Here is a 14,477-nt window from a genome sequence, read left to right on the forward strand (position 1 = left end):
CGCCGGACGAAAGTAGTCACAGTTCAAACAGTTACACCGTTAACTTGACAGACCCGGCGCGGGGGAGAAGACGGGATACGGCCTGCACGAAACCGCGGTGTGTTGAGCGCGATGTCGTCCCGGCCGCCGGTAAAGGTCGCTGGCAGCACGCGCCCGTGACTTCGTGTCAGGTTCCTCGCGAGCGAAACCAGTGAATTCTCGACGAGGATGTCGCGGCCGGCTCGGCCGGATGTTGTCCCGTCCAAGCGGTTCGGGTCGTCGCGTCGTTCGACACAGAGATCGCCGGTGGCGCGGCGCGGCGGAGGATGGCGGAGTCGGGAATCATGATGTGGACCGCGGGCTCGTCGGGGTGGTCCTGGGCGAGGTCGCTCGTCCGGGCCGCGGTACGCCTGGTGTCGGTGGGGTGTCATCCGTCGATGGTGGTGATCTCGGGAAGGCCGCCGCGATTGTGCGTATGACGCGGATGGAGTCGACCTGCATGTGTGCTTCGCTGTCTGTGTCGGCGGGCAGCGGCGGTAGATCTGCACCGGTGGAACGAACTGGGCTTCGGAGGTGTTGCCGTGTGTGCGGCGTCGCTGCGGGTCGGCGGGTTCGTCCACGGCGGGCGGTTCGGTGGGCGTGGGTTTGCCGCAGGTGCCCTGAGCGGTTCGGCCGGCGCATGCTGGCCCCGGGGACCGGGGACCGGGGACCGGGGACTGCGGTCTGGGGTCTGGGGTCTGGGGTCTGGGGTCTGGGGTCTGGGGTCTGGGGGGCGGGTGTTGTGGTGCTGGTTCGGGTAGGCGGGGGTCGTGTGGGGGGGGGTGTTGCGCGTCGCCACGCCCGGGGGGCAGGGCGATGCGGCGGTACGACCGGCGATGCGGCTCGTCGAGGTTCGGGTCGAAGATCGGCGGCGATGTCCTTGTTCGGATTCATCGGATTTCACCGTCGATCTTCGGTTGCGGTCAGGTCGAGGACGGCGGGCGGTGACGCGGCTGGTGCCGGGGGCCGGGCGGTCTGTCCGGGCCTGAGGCGACCGTGGCGCCATCACGTCGTTCCACGCCGCGATGAATACGGAAAATGCGGGGGTCGGTCGGAGTTGAGGTGTCGGGTGGTCTTGGTGGTGAGAAAGACGGTGAGCGTGACCATCACGGCGAGCGGTGTGAAGCCGAGAGGGGCGTGCACGATCATGGCGGTGACAACGGAGATCGTGACCGAGATCGCGGCACCATCCCGACGGCGGAGTACCGGATGCGAATCGGGAGGGTTCTGCCGGAGGTTCCGAGGTGGTGCGAGTCCACGCGAGAGAGCAGATCGGTTGTTGTCGATCACGTGCTTATTCCCTTCGAGGATGTGTTCACAAGCGATGAGCACGCGTGAGACGTCGACGCCGATGAGGCTGGGCCCCGGGCCCGTTCATTGCGCTCTGGCTACCGGTGAGCACGAAGAAGGTGATCGCGGCGAGAGGTAGTCCGCCGACTGTCGGCACCTTCGAGAAGTTGCTCTGGGGGTTCCGGGGTGATCGCGCAGTCAACCAGCAGGAAGATCACGGGCGGACGCGTTGTCGCCGATCCGGTCCTCGAGGTTGTTGGTGTTCATCTCGGTTTCCTGAGCAGGAAGGTCACCACCGTTGTGGGTGTGGGTGAAGCGGGTGCGGCGTCGACGAGGGTGGACGTAACAGGCATGGGGTTCTCCTCGGGTGGTTCTGGCGAGGGCACCTCGAACGTGGTGCGGGCGACGTGAAGGAAAATCGCGCGCCGACTTCACCGGGGTATGTGGATAACGTCCTCTTCGGAGGCGCAGCGGTGGTCGTCGGCGCAGCGGGGGTGCGTGCTTTTCGGCCATCTGGTGACACACGGAGGAGTTGGGTGCGGGCATCGGTTGCGGTGGGCCGGGAGAGTGTCATGCGTAGACCCTGTGACGGGTCGTGTGTGGTGTGGTGTGCGTGTGATCCGCTCAGCCCGAGATCCGGGGTCCGCGGAGCAGCGCTGGCGGGGCGCCCTGGTGGGGTGGTGCGCGGAGGACCCGGCGGAGGAACGGTTGCGGCGTGGCCGTGACAGCACGAAATTCAGCGCTGAAATGTGGTGTCTGACCGACCGTGTTCAGGGGCACGCGTGCAGGCGTCTTCGCGCCCCCCAAGGATGGGATCGAACAGGGCAGTGCTGCGGCACCGATCAGAGTGTGCTCTGCCGTGACATGAGAACGAGCGTCCGAATCGAGTGGTCGGATCCAGCAGTCGAATCGAGCGTCTGAAAAAGGGCGGGGGACACCCACCCCCTCCGGGGGTCACTCCCCCCGGCCCTTCGGGCCTAGGGGGGAGTGTACTACTAGAAATTGCGCCGCGCCAACATGTTTCGGAATGCCCATGTCACACGCCTGCGGTGATGCTGTGTCGACCGCGCAGTGGGACGCCGGTACAGCGTGCCCTTGCGTGGACTCGCCGCGCCGGCATCGGGGCCGCGTGGACCGCCACCACCGACCCTGCCCGTAGCGCTCGCAGATCGGCGTCTCACACGCGGCTCGGCCGGGTGTGAGACATGTCGCCGCAGTGGTCGGATCACCGTCGAAACGCCCGGCACTGGACCGCTCATTCGAGCGCTCTGCGACGGGGGTCCGCGACCGCTGTTCGGAGCGCTGCGGCGGGCGGGTTCCCATGGCCGCACCCACACCGCTGCGCCACCTGCGGCGAACACCGCCTCGAACCTCGCCGACACGGCGAACGAGTCCCCCCGAATGCCCCTACCTCGCGCAGGCTTGCGATGCGGCACACACCGGTCTCGGGGAGTGGCGCAGGGACCGCGGGGATCCGGGTCGCCGAGATGCCCTCGGTGGAGCACCAACCGGCTCGGAGCTGCTCGTCGAACGCGCCGCTCGGAAGTTGTCCACATACCCCGCTGAACCCGGCGCGCGTTTTTTGCCACAGTGCTCCCGCATCACTGCCGTAGTGGTGTCTTCACCGAGCGAAAGGAGCCCGCGGTGAACGCACGTCGTGACACGGTCAAGGACTGGGTGGTTCAGCAGTACCGCGAGATCGTCGGCGACTGCGACACCGCACGCGCAGGCAAGCAGGTCGATTCGGACGCCCAACCCGACACGCGTCGGCCGCTTCACCCCCCACCTCACCGATCGCTGTCACTGGCGTACCTCGGGCGGCAACTGCGTGTCCGGTGCCGCGGCGGTGTACGCGCCACGGCTGCTGCCGGCCGTCGACGGCAACGAGACCGCGACCGAGACCGACGTCCTCACCCAGCTGCACGGGTCCCAGTGGCCTCTGGTGCTGTAGCTGTCCCACTGTGCGCCGTCGACGTGTCCCGCTACCACGCGCACAAGTCGACTCGGATGCTCGAATCCGTGGTACGTCAGGGCGTCGTCGGTGACGTGATGAGATGTCCCGTCCTCGCCGTCGGCGGCCAGAGGGAAGGGGAAGGTTCGCTCGGACCGGTATGTCGTTCACGCGGATCCGATGCAACAGCTGCCCGGTGCCGTGCGCGTGATCGTGGTAGTGGTAGCCGCAGTCGTCGTGGTAGTCGCGGCGGCGCGGTCGCGCGGCCCGGTCATGGAGTAGCTCGATCAGGTCGCAGAACTCGTCGTCCGTCCAGCCGTGGGTGTGGGGTGCATGTCAGGGGCGGTGGATGCTGTCCGTAGCTCGGTGAGTTTGTGGACCAGGTCGCCTTCGAAGGCGCCGTCGACCTCGAGGCAGCCGCTCCTCGAGCACAAACGCGTAGTCGGGCTGGAAAGACTGCCGCTCGCGTGCGGTTCTCAATCATTGCCCGAGCTCCGGCGACGAAGACTTCATGGGGCCACTCCAGCGTATATTCCGGGTCGGTCGGGTCCATGAACACTCCATTCGCGATGTTCGGACCTAGTTTGACCGTTCCTTGTTCCCGTTCTGGGCGGGGACCGGTTGATGCCTTCGGGCGTCGGGTCCGGCGGTCGGCGCCTGGGGGTGTGGGTGCGGGGGATGACATTCCGGCCGCCCACGACCCTCGCGACGGTTTCGGATGCTGCGGCTATTGCGGCGTTGAACCGGTATTACGGTCGCCCGTACCTGGGCGAGGGTGCCTATGTCGGGGCACATTTCGATTCCTGGTCGAGCACCGATTCCTGGTCGAGCACCGATTCCTGGTCGAGCACCGGCGTCCGGGCGGGCAGGTGGATCGGTTCACCGCGGATGATCGGTCGCGGTGGGTGTTCCTGTCGGTGCGGGTCGCACCGAGGGCGGCGCGGGCGATCGATCCTGGACACGGAGGCGGAAGTGCTGAACGCGTTTCTGACGGCGGTGGGCCCGGATCGGGACCTGGGTGACGAACCAGGTCCCGCTCGCCGCTGGGTGGCCCGCCTGGGACCTGGAAACCGCGCTCCCCGGCCTGCGGGAGGTGGGCTGGACGAAAGGCGACAAGCTGATCGCCCGCAAACGCCCGCAAACGCCCGCATCGGCGGTCGGCTGGGCTGGTCCGCGGGGTGCGGGTGTCGGAATCGACCGGGACGTCTGCGGTAGGGGCGGGTCAGGGGGTCAGCTGTTCTCCGGTGACGAGGAATATCACCCGGGGCCCGACGACGACGGTGTGGTCGCCGAAGCGTTCGTAGAAGCGGCCGAGCAGGGTCACCTCGACCGCGGCCGGGATGTTGCCCGTCCAGCCCGGGTCTTGGATCAGCTCGACGAGTTGTCGGTGTAGCGCATCGAGTCCGTCGTCTCGTGGGCCGAGTTCGGCGGCGACGCACGCTTTCAGCGACGTGTTGCGCCAGGCCGCCCATTCGACTCGGATCGGCTACCAGATGGACACCGGTGATGACCTGGCGTAGATCCCGGGCGACCGGGGCCTGCAAACGCCAACAGCGCCAGCGCCTGGTCCTTGCATGGGCCACGCGAGCCTCGACCTGTTCGTTGAGGTCGAAGACCCGCTCGGCCAGGGGGAGGTCCGCGTGAACCACGGCATCGGTGGCGATCTCGATGGCCTCACCCGCGAGGTGGCTCATCGACGCCAACCGGTCGGTCAGCGCGTCGAGCCGGCGTGAAACTGTGTCCCCCATCGCACAATCATCAGTGGTGTGCGCGTCGACCGGTGACTGCTTTGACCAGGAACAACAAGATCACCGCCCCGAGGAGGCAGGTCAGGAAGCTGAAGATCAGCCCTCTCCTTCGACGTCGACACCGAGCAGCTTCAGGAGGAATCGACCGAGTAGTCCGCCGGCGATGCCGCCGACGATGTTGAGGAGGATGCCTTGTTGGGCGTCGGTTCCCATGATTTTGCGGCCGATCCAGCCGGCGAGTCCACCGATGATGATCCAGCCGATGCTTCCCAGTCCGAGCATCGTGTGGTCCTTTCCTGGGTCGCCCGCGAGGTGGTCTTGGGTGCCGTGGCCGTCGTGCCGGGTTGTGACGGCTCTGTGGTGAGTGAGTATCCCGCGATGTCGCGGTGCCCGCCTGCGTCGTGATCACTTACCCGAGAGTGCCGCCACACTGCCCCTCGTTGTCCGCCAGACCTTCGGGTCCGGTGGTGGTGTGGGATCAGGGGCTGGGTGCCTGCTCGAGCAGGGCTGGGTGGCCGTCGGTCCCGGCGCGATCCGGGTAGTAGGTGTGGCCGATGCTCGGGTCGACCACGACATGGGCGCCGTCGGCGAGGTGCCCGGACCCGACATCGGTGAGATGCCTGTCGCGTTGGTCGTACACGCTGACGATGCCGTTCTCGGCGGCGACGTAAAGGCGTTGCTCGCCTTGGTTGTAGGCGAGGACATCTGGTTGTTCACCGACCGCCGTCGTGCCGGCGGTCTGCCAGATCGCCAGGTCGATGGTGAGCAGGGTGGCGTTGTCCGCGCAGGCAACGAACGCGAGCCGCGCTGATGGGCCGAAGCCGAAGCCGAAGCCGAGGCCGAGGCAGCCAGGCGTCGGAAGCCTGCGGGCGACGTCCAGTGTTTCGGGGGCGATGGCGGCGAGATCGCCCTTCCCTTGCACGGCGACCAGTATCTGGTTGGCGACCGGGGCGTAGGCGATGTTGCCGACCTCGCCGCCGAGGTCGACGGTGCCGCGCACCTGTGCGGTGGTGGCGTCGACCACCGGTTCGGATCCGCCGGATTCGTTGGTGGTCCACACCGTCCCGCGTTTCGGGTGGTAGGCGATCCCGTCCGGATAGTTCCCGGTGGGGGCCTGCCCGATCACGGCGGCGGTGTCCTCGTCGAGGATGACCAGGCGGTTGTCTGCGGTGGCGGTGACGTAGACCCGGCGCCGCTCGGGGACGACGAGGACGCCGTGCCTGGGACAGGTTCGGGATCGTTCGGACGACCTGCCGGGTGCGGATGTCGACTTCGATGACCTCGCTGGCGCCGAGGTGGGCAATGAACAGCAGTCCCCGCTCGGGGCGAGACTGGCGTAGTCGAAGCATGAATTGTTCTCGGGGAGGTCGATTTCCGCGACCGGGTGCAATGGCAGCGGGCTACTGCCGGGCGATGATGACTCGGAGGAACATGCGCCGACCAGGATCCACGCCATAACGAGTGCGGGCAGCAGCCGGGCTGGTCCCGGGCTGCGCCGGGCATCGGTGCGGGTGTCCATCCGGCTCCTGTCTGTTTCGGGTGGTCAGGTTCCGGGGCGCCGACGTCGGACCGCTGTTCGTGGAGGTGCTGGTGTTCGCGCAGCCGGCCACCGCGAGGACCAGCGTCGTGGCCATGAGCAGGGAACGGCAGGGTGTCACCTGCCGAATCCGATACATCCGTGCACCCTCGTCACATCCGTGCACCCTCGTCCGAACCGGTCACCCGTGCCGGCGGCCGGTGACGAACTGGGAGATGCCGCGCAGCTGCTGGTCGACGTCGATCAGCACAGCGGCGGCGAGGAAGGCCGGGACCGTGGTGCGGTCGAAGACCCGTACCCCGCACAGCGTTGCGCCCAGCTCGAGTCCCTTCCGCGCAAGGAAGGATTCGCGACCGTAGCTGGTCATCACCGCGATCCGCCCACCCGGCGCCAACACCCGCACCATCTCGTGGAGCACGGCACACGGCTCCGCCACGAGGTACAGCGCCGCGAAGCAGCACACGGCGTCGAACGTCCGGTCGTCGAAGGGAAGCTCGAGCGCGTCGGCGTGAAGGTAGACCGCGCGCGGGCGGGGGTTGTCGTGGACTGCGCGTTCGAGCATCGGCAGTGAGGTGTCCAATCCGATGACGAATCCGTCGCCGGCGAGCCTGTCGGCGAAGAAACCGGTGAAGTTTCCCGGACCGCACGCCACGTCGAGCACTCGTTGCTCACCGTCGAGATGCAGGGCCGCGGCGGCTCGTGCGCGCTCGTCAACCACGGAGAGTCCGTGCAGGCTCAGCGCCGCGACGACGATCGGCCGCCACAGCCGCTCGTAGACGGCGGCAACCCTGTTGTTGGTCATCGCGCGCTGCGCGAGCGTGCGCCGTGTCGGTGGACTCGATTCCAGCAGGTCGATATAGCCGGTGTCCGAGTAGCCCGACGAGCGCAGCGCGTCCTCACGGATCAGCCCGCGGACCAGCGCCGTCGACCACATCCCGTCGGATTCCGGGGCCGCCCCGGATTGTTGTGCGGTCATAACCTTTTCACGAAACCGGACCCTCGATGGTTCACCGAATTTTCCGGGTAGCCCGTCCCACCTGCGGGAACCGTCCCCGACCGACGCCGTCGCCGACGAGCAGAAGGCGCACGCCGGCCGCGCAGAACCCGGATCGGCGATGACCTCGTCACCCGACGGTCAAGTCGCCGTGCATGTTCGGATGATACGTGCAATGGAACGGGTAGGTACCGGGTGCCGACGGCACCGTCAATGTCGCGGTCTCGCCGCCCTCGATCTCGACGTCGAACGCGCCGCCGGCGTCTGCGGTCACCGTGTGTTCGGCCGTGTCGCTGTTGCGTATGGTGACCTGCGCGCCGGGTGCCACCGTGGCGGGCACCGTGTACGCGAATCCCGAGATGACGATCTCGTTCGCTCCCGCCGCCACCGCCCCTTCGGAGGACGGCATCGTCGTCGTGTCGGTGATCGTCGGGGTGGGTGCGTAGTCGACGGTGCTGCCGCCGTCATCGCTGCAGGCGGTGAGCGCACACGCCGCGACGACGGCAGACGCCAGCAGAGCTGCGGAGAGCTTCATACCCGATACCACGAATCATCGACCCATTCCGTTCACCGAACACATGAGAGAAATTTCGCCCGCCCGGTGAACCTGCCGGACTGTCGTTCGTGGGTGTATCCAGAGGGTGACCGGACATTGCCCCGACCGACCACGACACGGGGTCGCATGAGCGCCAACCAATCCCGAGATGAACAGCGACTGGTCGGGTCGTTCGCACAGTGCTGATCGCCTGGCAGCGTTCACCCGGGTGGGCGCAGCCGTGGAGCTGGCATCGCTGCGTCACTCGAACGAATTCGACCAGTTCATCCCCTGGTTCGTCCTCGCCCTTGCGGCGGTCGGCATCGTCGTGCTGACTGTGCGCCGAAGCCCGCCGACGGCGCTGATCGCTCACCCCGACCGTGTGGTTCACGGCGATGGGATTCCGGCCAGGCTCCGTACCGCCGTCAGCCCGTCAGACGTTCCAGACCAATGCTTTTCGATCCTCACCGGTCCAGCTCGACGGGTCACCGACCGCAACGCGATCGCGACGATCACCGCGTCGTCCGCGTAGCCGAGGATCGGAAATGAACTCGGGCACCAGGTCGATCGGCCGCAGCAGGTATCCGAGCAACAGCACCATGACGAACTCGCACCCCACGCGGCAGATCGGGGTCCGCGGCCAACCGCCTGATCAGACGAACCGCATCGGGAAGCAACCGCAACGCGTCCCGGATCCCCAGCTCATCCGGCTTACCAACCCACAACACCACCAATAGAACCAGCCACATCAGCAACAGACCACTGATAACGGCGACGGGATGGACCACCAAGCATCGATCACGCTCTCAGCCCTTCCCGCGTGACGACCGAAGCCGCGTCGGCAACCCCTTCCTGATCTACCCGAGTCATCGCCTGAGCAGAGGGACAACGGTGCGATGGAGATGTGGATCCGCAGCTCGATGTCCGTTCCGGGTACTTCGATCATCACCAGCTTCCTCGGCTCGGTTCGATTCGGTAGAAACTAGGGCACAACAACTTTCGGCTTTGCAGGCCTCTCTTCGGCCAGCCCGGAGACAACACCGGTTTGAGGGGAGCGTTCAGCCGTATCCCGCCGTCTGCGTACCACCCGCGCGCAGCGTCGGGAGTGGATACATCGACCGCGGGAAGTAAGGCCGGAATTGCGGCGGATGCAAGGACGTGCTCGGCGGTGATCCGCACATCGAGGTAGTCGATCGGTCGGGCGGTATCCGAGGGCGGTAGCGGGCTGCTCGGTTCCCGTCGACGAAGACCACCGTCCGGTTGTTCGCGGCCGAGGTCGTCACCACCGCCAGCGACGCCTTGCCGCCGTCGAGGTTTGCGGCGAGCTGTGCCCAATCGACCAGCCGGCACGCGGTCCGGGCCAGCGGGCCGGTCTCGACCAGGCTCGTCAGCCGAACCCCCGGAATTCGGCAGAGCTGCCGGCCCAGCGCACGACCGTGCCGGGACCGCTCCGCAACAACGGCCGGAGGACGTCGTCGATCTCCACGCTCCCGCCACACCGAGAGCGCGGCGGCGGCCCTGTCCGTCCGCCGGAAGGTGCGCGCCCGCGGCGAACAGCGTCGCATTGATCGCTCCGGCGCTGGTTCGGATGAACAGGCCCGGTGCGAGGCCGGCACCTCATAGGAATGGCACGACGACCGATAGAACACCTGCCTCGTATGCCCCGTGTACCCCCGCGCAGGCCACCACCACAGCGATCCGAGACGAGTCGGGGCCATGTCCTCTATCGGGACTGTGCGGTGCGCGCGGTGCCATGACCGTCCCCTTTCATGGCACTCTCGGGCGCGGCAGGCGCCCGAACGGCGGCACTGCCAGACATGTCGCCGGCACGGGACATGCGTTTCCGGCCAGGCTCATTCCTGCAATGCCCGCCTGGTCAGTAATGGCCGCTGGGGCGACGGTTAACCTGCCGCCCCACCTCGACCGCGCGGCAAGTGGGCATGGTTCGGGCCGGGCCGGCACCACTACCGTGGACCGAGAACCGTGTGGTCTGGGCGCAGCCCTCGCTCAAACCCGCGGGCGCCCATGAAAAATTCCAGCGGTGGCCGTGTGTGCCGACCGTTACGCCGGGCTCTGGGACGCTCGGCCGGATCGAGGGTCGTGAAGGGTTGACCAGTCAGTCATCCCCGCCCGTTCTCAGCGCTTGCGTCGATCCCGTACTGCTGTCGATTGCATAGTTATGCGGTGGCTCGACTCATCTCTCATTCGAGAGTTTCTGTGACACGAATGCACCCGGGACAGCCCCGATATTCACCGTGGATCGTCGGGAACCGCCCACAGACCCGAGCCGGTCCGTCGGCCGGTGCCGGGGATCAGTCCCCGCAGCCGGGCGGCGTCTTCGCTCAGTGCCTTCTGCAAGTGGGGGCGTACGTCCTCGGCGACACCTCGTGGGAGTGTGCAGCCTTGTTGCACGAGGTCGGCGGTGTTCTCGATGAGCCGCACCGCTCGCACGACGAGCGGCTCCGGCACAAAGACTGTGGGAAGGTCGCCGTCGTGTTCTCTGGTCAGGACGCCGAGGGTGGAGATCATCGACAACGCTGTCGTCGGCTCGTCGGGACCCCTGTTGGCGCCGGTGAGGGCGGCGACCTCGACGAGGGCGGCGATTGTCGCACCGAGGGCGGACAGGGGCATGGCGATGGTGCGGGGCAGTGTCAGCAGGTCGGCGCCGGGTGCCTCATCTTTGATGCTCAGGGCCAGTTCACGGGCGAGCGTGCGCAGTGCGTGACGATCGAAGTACTGACGGGCGGTGCGTTCGGTGATGTGCATCCGCTCTGCCACGGCAGCGACTCGGTCGGTGAGCAGGTCCTCGAGTCGGTCGGCGGGGACGGTCAGACCGATCCGTGCCAGCTCCTCACCGAGGGCGGACGCCGTCGTCCTCACCCATGATGATGGTCGTGGCATAGGGGCCTCCTGATCAGAGCGTTCCACCACACCTGGTCTGTCTACCAGTTCACCCATGGTGCGTGGTCTGTCTACCAGTTCACCCATGGTGCGGCGGCGGCAGGCGACGGGAATGAACGTCACGTCGGACCCGATTGCGGGTTCGGTGACGCGTGCTGGATCGGACGTTGACAGTTTCCGGGGTGCGCTCGCTGTCGGATCGGAAACTTCCACAGTGGTGTGACAATTTAGTGCAACAATGTGGGAAGGGGTGGGCATGACCGTCACCGACACCAGAAGCGCTCTTGCCGCCAACTCTGCCCGTGAACATCTCCTGCGCCTCGACCGGCTGCGGCTGATCGGCAAGGCGCACAGCGAAGCTCCGGGTTGACGGGGGAGAGGATGCTGCCGGTGACGTCGGCGAGTGTGATGACGATCCATGTCACCACAGCACCATCGGGCGCACGTGCCGCGCCGGCGGACGGGCTAAGGAAACGTCGGCGACGCCCCACGCTGTCGGTGTCCCTCGAAGGCCGCGGTCAGGGAGGGAACACCCCACCATTCCACCGTCGAACATCTCTATGGTGTCGCCGCAGGTTGCGGAGCCGAATCTGCCATTCGCGCTGAACGCGGTGCGCGTGCGCGACAAGCTCTTCTGGTTGTGCGGGTGTCAGCGCATCGGGAGCGGCCAACAACGACTCGGCCACCGCGACCCCGGGAGGCGATGGGTTGAGCTGTCGTCGGCGTTGTCGTCAGACCTGTCGTCGCCCCGACCGCTTGCCCTCGTCGAGGTCTAGGTCTTCTGTGATGACAGGATGTGTCGGACCACTCGGTCATAGTCGGTGACAGCAAAAGAACGCGCGCCACGCGAGCAGAGCTACAGACACGTGAGGACAGATGGCTCAGAGTAAGTTGTCGTCATTGCCCGATACCGGCGATCGTCAGGCCTGGCTGGTGATGACGAAATCGGCGTACCGCCGCCTCGGAGGGGGAAGCAAGTACGACGACAACCCCGCCAGCCACTACAGCTGGGACAGCACCGTCCCGAACCACCTGAACGTCCGTGCCGGTGACATCATCCTGCTGTGGAACGAACGTGAGTCCCTCGGTGTCTCCGTGATCGAGAAGATCGACGAGGGCACCGATACAAAACGTCGCGGGCGCTGCGTCAGCAAGGACTGCAGGAGCACCAATTACGAGCCGAGGAAGACGCTCCGTCCGATCTACCGCTGCTATGAGTGCCGGAAGGTATGATCCTGCCTTCGAGGACGTCGAGGTCATTACCTACCGATCAACGCACGCACAAGCTTGGGTCGACCTGGAGGGTGTGTTCAGCGACAAGGAACTGCGCGCTCTCTGTGTGAAACCGCGATCGCAGAACAGCTTCCGTCCTCTCCGTTGGGATGCCGTACGGGCGGCCGCGATGGACAAGGCCGGTGTCGAGATCTTCGGCCCCCTCGACGCCACTACACGACAGATGCGGGACGGCCACACGACCCGACCCACCAGGGTGCGGCAGGGAATTCCGACAGAACCTGTTGACCAAGTACAACGCGCGGTGCGCCTTCACCGGCGATCTACCTGAGGTGGTGCTCGACGCCTGCCACCTATACAGCTACGCCAAGGTGGGCAGACATCATGAGCATGGCGGGATTTTGCTCCGTCGGGACCTTCACACACTGTTCGACCGCGGCATCATCGCGGTCACGGAAGACGCCACTGTCGATGTAGCTCCCGCTTACCACCAGTTCCCCGTGTACCAGGAACTTCACGGCAAGCAACTCACGTGCGCGTGGATGTCATCCGCTGGGGTATCTGGGCCGCCCTCTCCCTAGGCGGGCGACAGTCACCGACAAGTTCACTCGACACGGCCGAGGCGATGCGTCAGGGATATCTACTTGGAAGTTAAGTCCCGCAGAAGGTTTGGAAGGGCGTGTCGAATCATTGCGAGAGAGAGGTGGTGTGGTCAGACCATTCGTCGCGGCGGTCGAACGCCATCAGCTTTTCGAACGGAGCGGCAGTCCGGGCAGGTTGTTTCGGTCGCGGCGAAGTCAGGTTCCCGGCATGGTTCGGGGACATGGTGTGGGGTCGGGTTCGACGGTGACGGTGTCACCGAATCCGGCGGTGGTCTGCAGGGTGGAGAAAATCAGGAGCCGACCTGCGGGGTGTTCTGCCACCCTTTGTACACCAAAGCGCCGTTGACTACGTTTAAGATAGCAAAAGTACGCTAACATCTCTGTTGTCTACGCTTGCACCGAACCAGGGAGGGCTTGTGATCTGGCCGGAGCACCGCATCGAGACCCGGGACTGGAATCCGCGTCATCGGCAGGGTTCGCGCGCGGACCGCACCCTGGAGACCGTCGACGTGTCGATCCAGCCGATGATCGGCTCCCTCGACTGTGATCTGGTCGGTGGTGTGGCCCGCGCGCACGAGGAGGCGGTCATCGCCGTGGCCCGCCTCGAGGCGGGCTTCGGTGAGCACCTGGCGCCGCTGTCGGATTTTCTGCTGCGCAGTGAGTCGGTGGCGTCGTCGAAGATCGAGCATATCGACGCGGGCTGGCGGGCGTTCGGCAAGGCGCTGGCCGGTGGCAAGGCCAGCGCGGAGGCGAAGTCTCAGCTCGCCGCTGTCAAGGCGCTGATCGCGATGGTCGACGCGGCCGGCGCCGGCCCGATTACCGATGTCACCGTGCTCGGTGCGCACCGGTTGTTGATGGCACCGGACTTCTACACCGCCCGCGACTCCGGCCAGTTCCGCGACGTGCAGAACTGGATCGGCGGCAGCGACTACACCCCGATCGACGCGCTGTTCGTGCCCCCGCCACCGGAACTGGTTGACGAGCTGATGGCGGACCTGCTCGTGTTCGCGAACCGCACCGACCTGCCGATCCTCGCGCAGGCTGCGATTGCGCACGCCCAGTTCGAGTCCATTCACCCGTTCACCGACGGCAACGGACGCATCGGCCGCGCCTTGATCAGCGCGATCCTGCGCCGCCGCGGCCTCACATATCGGGTCACCGTGCCGTTGGCGTCGGTGATGCTCGCCGACACCCGCCGCTACTTCGACCGCCTGACCCGCTACCGAGCGGGCGATGCCGAGGGTTTCGTCGAGTACGTCGCCCGTGCGGCGATCGTCTCCAGCGAGGCCGCGCAGGACTCCGCCCGCGCCCTGGCCGAACTCCCCGGCCATTGGCGCGACATCGCCCGGCCGCGCAGCAACTCCGCCGACGAGAAGATCATCGACGCCCTCCTCGGCACCCCGATCTTCAGCGCCGACACGGCCCAGCGGATCACCGGCACCACCGATGCGAGCGCGTACCGCGCGCTCGGCCGGCTTACTGCGGCCGGGGTGCTCGAGGTGCTGTCCGAGAGTAAGCGCAACCAGATCTGGGCCGCCACCGCCGTACTCGCCGAACTCGACGCGCTGAGCACCACCATCGGCAAACGCACCACCGAGCATCTGTAGCCGCCCGCAGGGCCGCCGTTCTGCGCCTCGGCACCCGTCGGGCGACGGGTGCTGGGTTAGG

At 66.5% G+C, this 14,477-nt stretch carries 12 protein-coding genes and 3 pseudogenes; 7 read left to right on the forward strand and 8 right to left on the reverse strand.

Going from position 1 to position 14,477, the window contains the following annotated elements:
• Nucleotides 1-1,056: 1,056 nt before the first annotated feature.
• From QM806_RS35175 to QM806_RS35185, 3 genes are all read left to right on the forward strand, one after another.
• Complete coding sequence (locus QM806_RS35175; RefSeq protein ID WP_283294409.1) at nt 1,057-1,356, forward strand: hypothetical protein; 300 nt, start codon at nt 1,057-1,059, stop codon at nt 1,354-1,356.
• Nucleotides 1,357-3,136: 1,780 nt separating this feature from the next.
• Nucleotides 3,137-3,259, forward strand: coding sequence for a hypothetical protein (locus QM806_RS35180; protein WP_259465535.1), 123 nt, complete (start codon nt 3,137-3,139; stop codon nt 3,257-3,259).
• Between the two features lie 1,018 nt (nt 3,260-4,277).
• Nucleotides 4,278-4,652: a hypothetical protein gene (locus tag QM806_RS35185; protein ID WP_283294490.1), complete on the forward strand. Its 375-nt coding sequence runs from the start codon at nt 4,278-4,280 to the stop codon at nt 4,650-4,652.
• A 103-nt stretch (nt 4,653-4,755) separates the two neighbouring features.
• On the opposite strand, the pseudogene QM806_RS35190 reads toward QM806_RS35185, so the two are convergent.
• Nucleotides 4,756-4,908, reverse strand: a pseudogene (locus QM806_RS35190) (phosphate transport system regulatory protein PhoU); the annotation flags it as partial.
• Here QM806_RS35190 and QM806_RS35195 point away from each other — a divergent pair.
• On the forward strand, nt 4,834-4,992 hold the full coding sequence (locus QM806_RS35195; protein ID WP_283294491.1) for a hypothetical protein: 159 nt from the start codon (nt 4,834-4,836) through the stop codon (nt 4,990-4,992). The pseudogene QM806_RS35190 and the gene QM806_RS35195 sit on opposite strands and share 75 nt — an antisense overlap.
• Before the next feature lie 25 nt (nt 4,993-5,017).
• Here the strand turns inward: QM806_RS35195 and QM806_RS35200 are convergent.
• The 7 genes and pseudogenes from QM806_RS35200 to QM806_RS35230 all read right to left on the reverse strand — a co-directional run bounded on the left by QM806_RS35200 (nt 5,018) and on the right by QM806_RS35230 (nt 10,974).
• A pseudogene (locus QM806_RS35200) lies at nt 5,018-5,289 on the reverse strand (GlsB/YeaQ/YmgE family stress response membrane protein).
• 196 nt (nt 5,290-5,485) lie between these two features.
• Nucleotides 5,486-6,526 (reverse strand): YncE family protein, encoded by a 1,041-nt coding sequence (locus QM806_RS35205; protein WP_283294411.1) that lies wholly within the window; start codon nt 6,524-6,526, stop codon nt 5,486-5,488.
• A 199-nt stretch (nt 6,527-6,725) separates the two neighbouring features.
• Nucleotides 6,726-7,520 (reverse strand): class I SAM-dependent methyltransferase, encoded by a 795-nt coding sequence (locus QM806_RS35210; protein WP_283294413.1) that lies wholly within the window; start codon nt 7,518-7,520, stop codon nt 6,726-6,728.
• 148 nt (nt 7,521-7,668) lie between these two features.
• Entirely contained in the window at nt 7,669-8,073 is a 405-nt protein-coding gene (locus tag QM806_RS35215) for a cupredoxin domain-containing protein (RefSeq protein ID WP_120659073.1), read from the reverse strand.
• A gap of 387 nt (nt 8,074-8,460) precedes the next feature.
• Nucleotides 8,461-8,875 (reverse strand): annotated as a pseudogene (locus tag QM806_RS35220) (YkvA family protein).
• Between the two features lie 143 nt (nt 8,876-9,018).
• Entirely contained in the window at nt 9,019-9,570 is a 552-nt protein-coding gene (locus tag QM806_RS35225) for a patatin-like phospholipase family protein (protein ID WP_502943938.1), read from the reverse strand.
• Nucleotides 9,571-10,323: 753 nt separating this feature from the next.
• The gene (locus tag QM806_RS35230; protein WP_283294417.1) at nt 10,324-10,974 is read right to left on the reverse strand and encodes a hypothetical protein; all 651 of its coding nucleotides are present in this window, start codon (nt 10,972-10,974) and stop codon (nt 10,324-10,326) included.
• Between the two features lie 876 nt (nt 10,975-11,850).
• Here QM806_RS35230 and QM806_RS35235 point away from each other — a divergent pair.
• The 3 genes from QM806_RS35235 to QM806_RS35240 all read left to right on the forward strand — a co-directional run bounded on the left by QM806_RS35235 (nt 11,851) and on the right by QM806_RS35240 (nt 14,416).
• Nucleotides 11,851-12,207 carry a hypothetical protein gene (locus tag QM806_RS35235; RefSeq protein WP_133986696.1) on the forward strand — a complete coding sequence of 119 codons (357 nt, stop codon included), beginning with the start codon at nt 11,851-11,853 and terminating at the stop codon, nt 12,205-12,207.
• A 149-nt stretch (nt 12,208-12,356) separates the two neighbouring features.
• Entirely contained in the window at nt 12,357-12,788 is a 432-nt protein-coding gene (locus QM806_RS41925; RefSeq protein WP_502943939.1) for an HNH endonuclease, read from the forward strand.
• A gap of 437 nt (nt 12,789-13,225) precedes the next feature.
• Nucleotides 13,226-14,416: a Fic family protein gene (locus QM806_RS35240; protein WP_061043266.1), complete on the forward strand. Its 1,191-nt coding sequence runs from the start codon at nt 13,226-13,228 to the stop codon at nt 14,414-14,416.
• The last annotated feature ends 61 nt before the right edge of the window (nt 14,417-14,477 follow it).

The sequence above is a fragment of the Rhodococcus sp. IEGM 1351 genome (genome assembly GCF_030056875.1).
GTDB classification, from domain to species: Bacteria; Actinomycetota; Actinomycetes; order Mycobacteriales; family Mycobacteriaceae; genus Rhodococcus_F; species Rhodococcus_F opacus.